Raw genomic sequence first — 11,615 nt, forward strand, 5'->3', positions numbered from 1 at the left:
GTTGCCGTACACCGTCCGGCCGCTCGTGTCCTGGCCGACCAGCAGCACGCTGAAGCGCTGGCTGCTGCCCGCCATCTGCCCGGCCGTGTGCTGCAACTGGTCCTGCGTCGGATGCACCGGCAGCGCGCCCGCCCGGTTCTGCATCTCCTGCTGGAAGTCGCGCAGCACGGCGTCCTGGGTGCGGGTGAGCACGGCCTCGCGGTTGAGCCAGTACGCGATTCCCGACGCCGACACGGCGGCCGTCAGGGCCACCAGCGCGAAGACGACGACCAGCCGCAGACGCAGGCTCGTGAAACGCAGCCGGGACATCGCTCCCCTGCGCCCCGCGGCCCAGCCGCGGAGCCCCCCTTGCCGTTCGGTCACTGAGGCGCGTCCAGGCGGTAACCGACGCCGCGGACGGTGCGGATCAGCGTCGGGGACGACGGCACGTCCTCGACCTTGGCGCGCAGCCGCTGCACACAGGCGTCCACCAGCCGAGAGTCGCCGAGGTAGTCGTGCTCCCACACCAGCCGCAGCAGCTGCTGCCGGGAGAGCGCCTGCCCGGGCCGCCGGCTCAGCTCCAGCAGCAGCCGCAGCTCGGTCGGCGTGAGCTGGAGGTCCTCGCCGTTCTTCGTCACGGTCATCGCCGCGCGGTCGATCACCAGGCTGCCGAAGGTCGCCGAGTCGTTCGCCTCCCGCTCGCCGCGGCGCAGCACGGCCCGGATCCGGGCGTCCAGCACCCGGCCCTGCACGGGCTTGACCACGTAGTCGTCGGCGCCGGACTCCAGCCCGACCACCACGTCGATGTCGTCGTTCCGCGCGGTCAGCAGGATGATCGGCAGCTGGTCCGTGCGCCGGATGCGCCGGCACACCTCGAACCCGTCGATGCCGGGCAGCATCACGTCCAGCACGATCAGGTCCGGCCGCTGCTCGCGCAACAGCTTCAGACCGTCCTCACCGCTGGCAGCGGTGGCCACCCGGTGTCCCTGGCGCGTCAGTGAGAGCTCCAGGGCCGTCCGGATGGCGTCGTCGTCCTCGATCAGCAACAGGGAAGGCACGGGCCTCATTCTGGCCCATGCCGGGCCGGGGTTTCGACACCTGGAGCGCTCCCACCGCGACTCGTGGGAACGATCCGCGGCGCGCGTGCGTCTTCGCGTTCGTTCGCGTAGCCGTACCGCTCTGCACCGTGACCATGCTGTGCCCGGCTGCGCGTGACCCCTGTGACAGGTCTGTGACAGTCGGCGGACACGGCGATGAAGTGGCGGCGGCAAGCTTTTCGGCACGGCGGGAGAACAAGCCACCAGGCGGACCGCCCGCACCGCAAGAACACCGGAAGTCCACGACGGGGGGCGCGAGATGAACACGCTGCACGGCACCAGCACCAGCGCAGTGGTCACGCGTCTGCACGACGTGAACGGGGGCCGGGGGCACGAGAAGTCCGGCGTCGCGATCGGGCGGGGGTGCGCTCGCGGCGCCGGGCGTCAGCACACCGGCTTCATGACGGTGGTTGACGCGAACACGGGGGAACCGCACGGGGGAACCGCGTACAGGGAGGACTCGGGGGAGCGTCGTCGCTCGCTGTCGGAGGCGGAGTTCACCGCCTACGTCCAGGAGCGCCGCGCCTCCCTGTACGCGACCGCGTACCACCTCACCGGCGACCGCTTCGAGGCCGAGGACCTGCTGCAGAGCGCGCTGTTCTCGACGTACCGGGCGTGGGACCGGATCAGCGACAAGGCGGCGGTCGGCGGATACCTGCGCCGCACCATGACGAACCTGCACATCAGCGCCTGGCGCCGGCGCAAGCTCAACGAGTACCCGACCGAGGAACTGCCGGAGACGCCCGGCGACACGGACGCCATGCGCGGCACGGAGCTGCGCGCGGTGCTGTGGCAGGCGCTGGCCCGGCTGCCCGAACTCCAGCGCACCATGCTGGTCCTGCGCTACTACGAGGGCCGCACGGACCCGGAGATCGCGGAGATCCTCGACATCAGCGTCGGCACGGTGAAGTCCAGCATCTGGCGGTCCCTGCGCCGGCTGCGCGAGGACGAGGTCCTCAGCTTCGGCCGTGACCAGGAGGAGTCCTTCGGCGAGCTCGTCGCCTGAGCGAGCCTGCGCCGGAGGCGGGGGGGGGAAACGGGGAACACGGGGGAACGACGGGGGAAGACGGGGGAGCAACCGGGGGAAGCACCACCCACGGGGGAAGTGGGGGAGCACCACGGGAAGCGGGACCGGAGGGCCGGGGGGTCCGTCCGGTCCCGCTTTCGCGTGTGCTTTCCCGCTACGCCTCCTGCGCCGCCGCCGGGGTGTGCCGCCGGCGGCCCGCCGCCGCGGCGGCCAGCCGGCCCAGGGCCTCGTCGCGGTCGCACGGGTGGGCGCCCAGCGCCACCTGGCGGGCCACGATCGACCGCTCGGCGCGCAACAGCCGCCAGCCGCGGCGCAACAGGAACGGCACCGACTTGCGGCCCTCGCGCAGATCCCGCACGAAACGGCGGCGGAAGGTGGTGACCGGCCCGCGCGACAGGCACAGCGCGTCGGCCAGCACGCCCAGTTCCCGGCAGCGGGTGACGATCTCGGCGGCGAAGACGCCCTCCGCCACGAACAGCGGAGTGCGCCCGATGTGCAGCGTGTCCTCACCGGTGCGGGCGCTCAGCGAGATGTCGTACACCGGCACCATCGCCGTGCCCGTCGCGCACAGGCCGGTGATCGCCGCGAGCGCCGCGTCGGCGTCCCACGATTCCGGGTGGTCCCAGTCGATGTCCGAACTCCCCGCCACCTGCGGCAGCGTGGGGTCGTCGGCCTCCTTGTAGAAGTCGTCCAGGCGCAGCACGGGCAGCCCGGAGCGGGCGGCGACGAGGGACTTTCCCGAACCCGAGGGGCCGCAGAGCAGCACCACACGGGCGGGTGACGGGGGATGAAGGCTCACGGAACACCAGTTTGACGCATGGCGGCCCCGCTGCCGACCCCACGGGTCGGCTTCGGAGCGTGGGTTACGTCTCAACTACCCTGTGTGCCGACTCGGTTACCCGGCGCTCCGGAAGGCGGCACCACCCATGGCTCGGCACGCGTCCCTTCCCCGGTCCACCGCCCGGCGCGTCCTGGTGGCCCTCGCGACCGCCTCGGCCGCCCTGGGCGCGGGCGCGACGGCGGCCGCGGCGGACACGCTCCCCGTCCTCGGCGGGACCTACGAGGCCGGCTCACCGGGCAAGGTCGGTCCGCGCGCCGGGCTCCGGGCGCCGACCGGCATGGTCGGCCACGCCACCGGCCCGGTCGCGGACCTCAAGCCCAACCCGCTCGCGGGCACCGGCGTCGCCCCGCTCGACAACGGCGTCGGCGCCCGGCTCGCCGACTTCCGCCCGCTCAACTCCCGGACGCTGACCGGCCCGGTCGCCGAGGCGCCCTCGGTCGGCGGCGTCCCGGTGCTGGTTCAGGCCGCAACCCTCCTGAACCACCGACCCGTCCCGAAGAGCCGCGCTCTCCCGGGCAGCGGGGGCGCGGCTCTCGGTTCGGGTGTCGGCCTCGGCTCAGTAGGACGAGCCCGACGCGCCCAGTGATCCCGTGGGGTGCCAGACCGTCTTGGTTTCCAGGAAGGCGGTCATGCGGTCCGTGCCCGGCGTCGCCGACCAGTCGTCCACAGGCTGTGGACGCAGGACGCGCTTGAGGTTGTCCGCCGCCGCGATCTCCAGTTCCTTGGCCAGCGCCTCGTCGGCGCCCGCCAGGTCGATCGCGTTGACGTCCTGGTGCGCGGCGAGCGGCGCGGCGATCTCGGCCGTGCGGCCGGAGAGGACGTTGACGACTCCACCGGGCACGTCGGAGGTGGCCAGCACCTCGGCGAGCGAGAGCGCCGGCAGCGGGGCCCGCACGTCGGAGGTGGCCAGCACCTCGGCGAGCGAGAGCGCCGGCAGCGGGGCCCGCTCGTCGGCGATCACCACGGCCGTGTTTCCGGTCGCGATCACCGGGGCGAGCACCGAGACCAGGCCCAGGAACGACGACTTCTGCGGCGCGAGGACCGCCACCACGCCGGTCGGCTCCGGGGAGGAGAGGTTGAAGAACGGGCCCGCGACCGGGTTGCCGCCGCCCACCACCTGGGCGATCTTGTCGGTCCAGCCCGCGTACCAGACCCAGCGGTCGATCGCCGCGTCCACCTGCGCGGCGGCCTTGGCCTTCGACAGCCCCTCGGCCTCGGCGACCTCGCGCACGAACTGCTCGCGGCGGCCCTCCAGCATCTCCGCGACGCGGTAGAGGACCTGGCCGCGGTTGTACGCGGTCGCTCCCGACCAGCCGCCGAACGCCTTGCGCGCGGCGACCACCGCGTCACGGGCGTCCTTGCGGGAGGACAGGGGGGCGTTGGCCAGCCAGTTGCCCTTGGAGTCGGTCACCTCGTACACCCGGCCGCTCTCGGAACGCGGGAACTTCCCGCCGACGTACAGCTTGTAGGTCTTGAAGACCGTCAGACGCTCAGGGGTGCGGTCAGACATCGAGGTACGCCTCCAGGCCGTGGCGGCCGCCCTCGCGGCCGAAGCCCGACTCCTTGTAGCCGCCGAACGGCGAGGTCGGGTCGAACTTGTTGAACGTGTTGGACCAGATCACGCCCGCGCGCAGCTTGTTCGCGACCGCCAGGATGCGCGAGCCCTTCTCCGTCCAGATGCCGGCCGACAGGCCGTACTGCGTGTTGTTGGCCTTGGCGACCGCCTCGTCGGGCGTGCGGAAGGTCAGCACGGACAGCACCGGGCCGAAGATCTCCTCGCGCGCGACGGTGTGGGCCTGGGTGACGCCGGTGAACAGCGTCGGCGCGAACCAGTAGCCGGACGAGGGCAGTTCGCAGGCGGGCGACCAGCGCTCGGCGCCCTCCGCCTCGCCCCGCTCGGCCAGCGCCGTGATGCGGGCCAGCTGCTCGGCGGAGTTGATCGCGCCGATGTCGGTGTTCTTGTCCAGCGGGTCGCCGAGGCGGAGCGTGGAGAGCCTGCGCTTCAGGGAGTCGAGGAGCTCCTCCTGGACCGACTCCTGCACCAGCAGACGGCTGCCCGCGCAGCACACCTGGCCCTGGTTGAAGAAGATGCCGGTCACGATGCCCTCGACGGCCTGGTCGATGGGGGCGTCGTCGAAGACGATGTTGGCGCCCTTGCCACCCAGTTCCAGGGTGAGCTTCTTGCGGGTGCCCGCGACGGTCCGCGCGATCTCCTTGCCGACGGCCGTGGAGCCGGTGAAGGCGACCTTGTTCACGTCCGGGTGCGCGACGAGCGCGGCGCCCGCGTCGCCGTAGCCGGGAAGGATGTTGACGACGCCGTTCGGCAGGCCCGCCTGGCGGCAGATGTCCGCGAAGAACAGCGCGGACAGCGGAGTCGTCTCGGCGGGCTTGAGGACCACCGTGTTGCCGGTGGCCAGCGCCGGGGCGATCTTCCACGCCAGCATCAGCAGCGGGAAGTTCCACGGGATGACCTGGCCGGCGACGCCGAGCGGCCGGGGGTCGGCCCCGAACCCGGCGTGGCCGAGCTTGTCGGCCCAGCCCGCGTAGTAGAAGAAGTGGGCCGCGACCAGGGGGAGGTCGGCGTCCCTCGTCTCCTTGATCGGCTTGCCGTTGTCCAGCGTCTCCAGGACGGCGAGCTCACGGCTGCGCTCCTGGATGATGCGGGCGATGCGGAAGAGGTACTTGGCGCGCTCCGAGCCGGGCAGCGCCGACCACTTGGCGAAGGCCCGGCGGGCGGCCTTCACGGCACGGTCGACGTCCTCGGCGCCGGCCCGCGCGACCTCCGAGAGCACCTCTTCGGTGCTGGGGGAGAGCGTCTTGAAGACCTTGCCGTCGGCCGCGTCCGTGAACTCGCCGTCGATGAACAGGCCGTAGGAGGGCGCGATGTCGGCGATCGCGCGGGACTCGGGCGCGGGTGCGTATTCGAATGCCGATGCCATGGTGATCAGTCCACCGTCACGTAGTCGGGGCCGGAGTAGCGGCCGGTGGCCAGCTTCTGACGCTGCATCAGCAGGTCGTTCAGGAGCGAGGAGGCGCCGAAGCGGAACCAGTGGTTGTCGAGCCAGTCCTCGCCCGCGGTCTCGTTGACCAGGACCAGGAACTTGATCGCGTCCTTGCTGGTGCGGATGCCGCCGGCCGGCTTCACGCCCACCTGGATCCCGGTCTGCGCACGGAAGTCGCGCACGGCCTGAAGCATCAGGAGGGTGTTGGCGGGGGTCGCGTTGACGGCGACCTTGCCGGTGGAGGTCTTGATGAAGTCCGCGCCCGCCAGCATGCCGAGCCAGCTCGCCCGGCGGATGTTGTCGTACGTCGACAGCTCGCCGGTCTCGAAGATGACCTTCAGACGGGCCGACGTGCCGCAGGCCTCCTTCACGGCCACGATCTCGTCGTACACCTTCATGAAGTGGCCGGCGAGGAACGCGCCGCGGTCGATGACCATGTCGATCTCGTCGGCGCCCGCGGCGACCGCCTCGCGCACGTCGGCCAGCTTCACGTCGAGCGCCGCGCGGCCGGCCGGGAACGCCGTGGCCACCGAGGCCACCTTCACGCCGGAGCCCGCGACGGCCTCCTTGGCGACGGCCACCATGTCGGGGTACACGCAGACGGCGGCGGTGGTGGGCGTCGTACGGTCCGTCGGGTAGGGGTGGACCGCCTTGGCGCCGAGCGCCCGGACCTTGCCCGGGGTGTCCGCGCCTTCCAGCGTCGTCAGGTCGACCATCGAGATGGCGAGGTCGATGGCGTACGCCTTCGCGGTGGTCTTGATGGAACGGGTGCCGAGCGAGGCGGCGCGCGCCTCGAGGCCGACCGCGTCGACGCCGGGCAGCCCGTGCAGGAAGCGGCGCAGCGCGGCGTCCGACGCGGTCACGTCGGAGAGGACGTGCGCGGCGGCGGATGCGGTGGGTGCGGTGGTGGGCATGGTCACCAGCCGAGCATATCTACGCGCGTAGCGGCTGTACAGCCCCGGGTGCGGATCCGGTACTCGCCGGCCGGGGGGCACCCCGGGTGAGCGGCCCCGGAGCGTCGGGCAGAATCGGGGCCATGACGACGCCCGAGCCCCAGTCCCCCGCGCCGCGGCCGCCGGCCACCGAGTCCCCGGACCGGATCCACCGGTCGGCCGGTGGCATCGCGGGCGGTGTCCTGCTGCTCGCCATCGTCCTGTGGCTGGGCTGCGACGCGCTGGTCACCGGCCACGGCCGTGTGCCCTGGCTGGCGCTCGCCGCGATGATCCTCGTCGTGCCGCTCGTGACCGCCTTCACCCTGCGGCCCGCCGTGTACGCCAACGAGGAACGGCTGCGCATCCGCAACCCCTTCCGCGTGATCGCGCTCCCCTGGGGGCAGATCGCCGCGCTGCGCTCCGGCTACTCCAACGAGGCCATCGGCAAGTCCGGCACCAAGTACCAGCTGTGGGCGGTGCCCGTGTCGATGCGGGCGCGCAAGCGGGCGGCCCGGCAGAAGGCGCGGGAGAACACCGTGGGGGAGCGGGAAGGGCGGGCCGGACGGTTCGGGCTCGGATCGCGGGGCGGGCCCTTCGCGGGCACCGGTTTCGGCGGCGGGGGCTCCGGGGGCGGTGCCGGCGGTGCGGGCGGTGCCGGTGGTGCGTCCGGGCGGGCGCCCGCCGACCAGTTCATGAGCGACCTGATCGACCTGCACGAGGCCCGCGAGAACGCCGACGCGGCCCAGGGCGAGGTGTCCGTGCGGTGGGCTTACGAGATCCTCGGGCCCGCGGTCGCCGGGGCGGTCGTGCTGGCGATCCTGCTCGCCGTGGGATGAGCGGGGCGGAGGCCGCGCCTTGAGGCGCCGGACAGGCTCCGTGCGAAGAGGGTGCCTCCCACGGGAGGCACCCTCTTCGCACGCGGTCCGGGGAGGCGTCAGATGCCCGCCGCTGCCGACAGGTCCCGCTTGATCGCCGCCAGTGTCTCGGCGGCCTGCGCGCGCGCCGCCGGGAGGTCGGCGTGCGCAGCCACCGGGACGACCACCTCCAGGTAGCACTTGAGCTTCGGCTCCGTGCCGCTCGGGCGGACGATCACGCGGGCGCCGTCGAGCGTGTAGCGCAGGCCGTCCGTGGGCGGCAGGGTCGCGGTGCCCCGGGTCAGGTCCTCGGAGCGGGTGACGGGCAGGCCCGCCAGCTCCGCCGGCGGCCGCTCGCGCAGGCGGCCCATCGCGTCCGCGATCACCGAGAGGTCCTGGACCCGGACCGCGAGCTGGTCGGTCGCGTGCAGGCCGTGCTCGACGGCCAGGTCGTCGAGGAGGTCCAGGAGCGTGCGGCCCTCCTCCTTGAGCCGCGAGGCCAGTTCCGTGATGAGCAGGGCGGCCGTAATGCCGTCCTTGTCGCGTACGCCGTCCGGGTCGACGCAGTAGCCGAGGGCCTCCTCGTAGCCGTAGCGCAGGCCCTCCACGCGGGCGATCCACTTGAAGCCGGTGAGGGTCTCCTCGTACGGCAGCCCCGCCCCTTCCGCGATGCGGCCCAGGAGGGAGGAGGAGACGATCGACTCCGCGAACGTGCCGGTCGCGCCGCGGGCCACCAGGTGGGCGGCGAGCAGGGCGCCGACCTCGTCGCCGCGCAGCATGCGCCACCGGCCGCCGTCCTCGACCGCGACCGCGCAGCGGTCGGCGTCCGGGTCGTTGGCCACGATCAGGTCGGGACGGGCCTCGCGGGCCCTGGCGAACGCCAGGTCCATCGCGCCGGGCTCCTCCGGGTTGGGGAAGGAGACCGTGGGGAAGTCCGGGTCCGGCTCGGCCTGCTCCGCGACCAGGTCGGGGGCCGGGAAGCCGGCGCGGGCGAAGGCGGCGAGCAGGACGTCCTTGCCGACGCCGTGCATCGCCGTGTAGACCGTGCGGGCCGTGCGGGGGGAGTCCTTGGCGAGGACAGCGTCCGTACGGGCCAGGTAGGCCTCCAGGACCTCCTCGCCGAGGGTGTCCCAGCCGGCGTCCGGGCGGGGGACGTCGTGCAGGCTCCCGATCGCGTCGATCTCCGCCGCGATGTCCGCGTCGGCGGGCGGCACGATCTGGGAGCCGTCGCCCAGGTACACCTTGTAGCCGTTGTCGCGGGGCGGGTTGTGGCTGGCGGTGACCTCCACGCCGGCCACCGCGCCGAGGTGCCGGATGGCGAAGGCGAGGACCGGGGTGGGGAGGGGGCGCGGGAGTACGGCGGCGCGCAGGCCGGCGCCGGTCATCACCGCGGCGGTGTCGCGGGCGAAGTCGGCGGACTTGTGGCGGGCGTCGTAGCCGATGACGACCAGGCCGTCGGGGTGGCCGTTCTTCCTGAGGTAGGCGGCCAGGCCCGCGGCGGCCCGGATCACCACGGCGCGGTTCATGCGCATGGGGCCGGCGCCGAGTTCGCCGCGCAGGCCGGCGGTACCGAACTGGAGGGTGCCGGCGAAGCGGGCCGTGAGCTCGGCCACGTCCCCGGCGTCGATGAGTGCGGCGAGTTCGTCACGGGTCTCCGCGTCGGGGTCCTCGGCCAGCCATGCCTTGGCCCGTGCGATGAGGTCTTCCTGCACGGTTGCGTCAGCCTCTCGTTTGGGTGTGCTTGTGTTGTCGGCTCGCGGTGCGTTGTCTTTGCCTGCGGTGCGTTGTCCTCGGGACGGGGCCGTGGGGGTGCGGCCGGCCCGCCGCACACGGACATACTGCTCCGGATCTCGCCGGTTCAGGGCGGCAGGGACCGCTGTACGCGGCCGGCGTTCGACGCACCCCCACGGTCCCTTCCGCCGTCTTGCGGTTGTCCCGGTGTGCCCCGCGGGGGCCCTACAGGCGGCCGAGCACCTGCGCGAGCAGGGAGCCCATGCGGGTGGCGCTGTCGCGGCCCGCCTGGAGGACCTCCTCGTGGTTGAGGGGCTCGCCCGTCATGCCGGCGGCGAGGTTGGTGACCAGGGAGATGCCGAGGACCTCCGCGCCCGCCTCGCGGGCCGCGATCGCCTCCAGGACCGTGGACATGCCGACCAGGTCCGCGCCGATCACACGGGCCATGCGGATCTCGGCCGGGGTCTCGTAGTGCGGGCCGGGGAACTGCGCGTAGACGCCCTCCTCGAGGGTGGGGTCGATCTCCTTGCACAGGGCGCGCAGGCGCGGGGAGTAGAGGTCGGTGAGGTCGACGAAGTTCGCGCCCACGATCGGCGAGGTGGCCGTGAGGTTGATGTGGTCGCTGATCAGGACCGGCTGGCCGGGGCGCATGCCCTGGCGCAGGCCGCCGCAGCCGTTGGTGAGGATGATCGTCTTCGCGCCTGCGGCGACGGCGGTGCGCACCCCGTGGGCGACGGCGGCCACGCCGCGGCCCTCGTAGTAGTGCGTGCGGCCCAGGAAGACCAGGGCGCGCTTGTTCCCGGTGCTGTACGAGCGGATCTTGCCTCCGTGGCCCTCGACCGCCGGCGGCGGGAATCCGGGCAGCTCGGTGACCTGGAGCTCGGCGTCGGGTGCGCCCAGGGCGTCGACGGCCGGAGCCCAGCCGGAGCCCATCACGAGGGCGACGTCGTGGGTCTCGGCGCCCGTCAGTTCCCGCAGGCGCGCGGCGGCGGCGTCGGCGGCCGCGTAGGGGTCGCCCTGGATGTCGTCCGGAAGGAGAGATGCGTTCACGCGGATGAGAGTAGCCGGTATCGGCCTACGCGCGTAGATGACGGAGGTCACGGGAATGCGATCGTTGTCTTGTCGTTTCCGGCCAGGACTGCCGGCTCGCCGGTTCCCGTCAGGCCTCGTCCGGGATGAGGACGTCCTGGTCGTTGAAGACCTCGACGATGAAGATCAGCAGTCGGCCCCGGCTGACGGTGTATTCCACGAGGATGTTCTGGGTGAGCCTGATGGTGCGGTCGTCGCCAGTGGAGCTTATGGGCCGGGAGACCGGCAGGAAGGGATCACGGGCCAGAAGAGCGATGCCCTTGTCGAACGCGGTGCGCTGCTGGTCGTCCAGCCGATCGCGGGCCACCGCGGCCTGCTCGGTGTAGTACACGTCGTAGGTGGGGGCCATGGCGCTCTCCCGCTCGTGCGTCGGTCGGACCAATTTTATGGCCGTCACCGCTCAGCAGGGCCGCTTGCGTAGTTCCATCACGTAATCGTGTGGTGCGCCGGCGGACTCCGCGGCGTCGGCGATCTCGCCCAGGTAGCGGGCGGAGGGGAGGCCGCCCTCGTAGCCGTTGAGGACGTAGGTCCAGGCCTGTTCCTCGCCGTCAAGGGTGTGCGCGCGGACACGGGTGCGCCGGTAGACGTCCAGGCCCACGCCCTCCCAGCGGTCCAGGGAGTCCTCGTCCATGGGGGCGATGTCGTAGAGGGCCACGAAGACCTGGGAGACGGGGTCCTCGACCAGGGTCGCCAGCGCGCCCTCCCAGCCCATGTGCTCGCCGCCGAAGGTGAGCCGCCAGCCGTTCAGCCAGCCCGTCGCGCGCAGCGGTGAGTGCGGGGCGCGGCGGGACATCAGCCGCGCGTCGAGATTGCCGGCGTACGCGGCGTAGAGCGACATGGGTCGAAGGGTACGGCAGGGGAGGGCCGCGTCCCGCGCGCCCCGGAGGTAACGGAACGGGGGATCTCGCGGGGCCCGGGCAGTAGCACCTTGAACAGTGCGGGACAATGGAGTACGTGACTCGGATCGTGATCATCGGTGGCGGACCCGGCGGATATGAAGCGGCGCTGGTCGCCGCGCAGCTCGGCGCGGAGGTGACCGTCGTCGACTGCGACGGTCTGGGCG

General features: G+C 72.6%; 12 protein-coding genes and 2 pseudogenes. 4 read left to right on the forward strand and 10 right to left on the reverse strand.

Going from position 1 to position 11,615, the window contains the following annotated elements; translation table 11 throughout:
• A pseudogene (locus IE249_RS36285) lies at positions 1-309 on the reverse strand (two-component sensor histidine kinase); the annotation flags it as partial.
• Between the two features lie 50 nt (positions 310-359).
• Positions 360-1,037 carry a two-component system response regulator AfsQ1 gene (gene afsQ1, locus IE249_RS05225; RefSeq protein WP_189703548.1) on the reverse strand — a complete coding sequence of 226 codons (678 nt, stop codon included), beginning with the start codon at positions 1,035-1,037 and terminating at the stop codon, positions 360-362.
• A 298-nt stretch (positions 1,038-1,335) separates the two neighbouring features.
• Here afsQ1 and IE249_RS05230 point away from each other — a divergent pair, with 298 nt between their 5' ends.
• A complete protein-coding gene (locus tag IE249_RS05230; protein ID WP_189703549.1) occupies positions 1,336-2,082 on the forward strand; it encodes a SigE family RNA polymerase sigma factor in 747 nt (248 codons plus the stop codon).
• A 175-nt stretch (positions 2,083-2,257) separates the two neighbouring features.
• On the opposite strand, the gene IE249_RS05235 is transcribed toward IE249_RS05230, so the two are convergent.
• Entirely contained in the window at positions 2,258-2,902 is a 645-nt protein-coding gene (locus tag IE249_RS05235; protein ID WP_229857565.1) for a uridine kinase family protein, read from the reverse strand.
• Between the two features lie 127 nt (positions 2,903-3,029).
• On the opposite strand from IE249_RS05235, the pseudogene IE249_RS05240 reads away from it, so the two are divergent.
• Positions 3,030-3,422: pseudogene (locus tag IE249_RS05240) on the forward strand (hypothetical protein); the annotation flags it as partial.
• Between the two features lie 78 nt (positions 3,423-3,500).
• Here IE249_RS05240 and IE249_RS05245 read toward each other — a convergent pair.
• Genes IE249_RS05245 through deoC form a run of 3 tightly spaced genes read right to left on the reverse strand, consistent with a single transcriptional unit; the run spans position 3,501 to position 6,860 of the window.
• Complete coding sequence (locus tag IE249_RS05245; RefSeq protein ID WP_189703551.1) at positions 3,501-4,454, reverse strand: aldehyde dehydrogenase family protein; 954 nt, start codon at positions 4,452-4,454, stop codon at positions 3,501-3,503.
• Positions 4,447-5,883: an aldehyde dehydrogenase family protein gene (locus IE249_RS05250; RefSeq protein ID WP_189703552.1), complete on the reverse strand. Its 1,437-nt coding sequence runs from the start codon at positions 5,881-5,883 to the stop codon at positions 4,447-4,449. Before IE249_RS05250 ends, IE249_RS05245 begins: the two co-directional genes overlap by 8 nt.
• Before the next feature lie 5 nt (positions 5,884-5,888).
• Positions 5,889-6,860, reverse strand: a complete 972-nt coding sequence (deoC, locus tag IE249_RS05255) for a deoxyribose-phosphate aldolase (RefSeq protein ID WP_189703703.1) — start codon at positions 6,858-6,860, stop codon at positions 5,889-5,891.
• A gap of 122 nt (positions 6,861-6,982) precedes the next feature.
• On the opposite strand from deoC, the gene IE249_RS05260 reads away from it, so the two are divergent.
• The gene (locus IE249_RS05260; RefSeq protein WP_189703553.1) at positions 6,983-7,714 is read left to right on the forward strand and encodes a PH domain-containing protein; all 732 of its coding nucleotides are present in this window, start codon (positions 6,983-6,985) and stop codon (positions 7,712-7,714) included.
• A 98-nt stretch (positions 7,715-7,812) separates the two neighbouring features.
• Here IE249_RS05260 and IE249_RS05265 read toward each other — a convergent pair whose 3' ends face one another.
• The 4 genes from IE249_RS05265 to IE249_RS05280 form a co-directional block, all read right to left on the reverse strand.
• The gene (locus tag IE249_RS05265) at positions 7,813-9,444 is read right to left on the reverse strand and encodes a phospho-sugar mutase (RefSeq protein WP_189703554.1); all 1,632 of its coding nucleotides are present in this window, start codon (positions 9,442-9,444) and stop codon (positions 7,813-7,815) included.
• Between the two features lie 244 nt (positions 9,445-9,688).
• Positions 9,689-10,513 carry a purine-nucleoside phosphorylase gene (locus IE249_RS05270; protein WP_189703555.1) on the reverse strand — a complete coding sequence of 275 codons (825 nt, stop codon included), beginning with the start codon at positions 10,511-10,513 and terminating at the stop codon, positions 9,689-9,691.
• A gap of 109 nt (positions 10,514-10,622) precedes the next feature.
• A complete protein-coding gene (locus tag IE249_RS05275) occupies positions 10,623-10,901 on the reverse strand; it encodes a type II toxin-antitoxin system RelE family toxin (RefSeq protein ID WP_189703556.1) in 279 nt (92 codons plus the stop codon).
• A 51-nt stretch (positions 10,902-10,952) separates the two neighbouring features.
• Positions 10,953-11,390: a gamma-glutamylcyclotransferase family protein gene (locus IE249_RS05280; RefSeq protein ID WP_189703557.1), complete on the reverse strand. Its 438-nt coding sequence runs from the start codon at positions 11,388-11,390 to the stop codon at positions 10,953-10,955.
• A gap of 107 nt (positions 11,391-11,497) precedes the next feature.
• Here IE249_RS05280 and IE249_RS36290 point away from each other — a divergent pair.
• The coding region (locus IE249_RS36290) for an FAD-dependent oxidoreductase (protein ID WP_229857654.1) at positions 11,498-11,615 on the forward strand (118 nt) is incomplete at its 3' end.

The organism is Streptomyces anandii JCM 4720 (assembly GCF_014650655.1).
Classification (GTDB): Bacteria; Actinomycetota; Actinomycetes; order Streptomycetales; family Streptomycetaceae; genus Streptomyces; species Streptomyces anandii.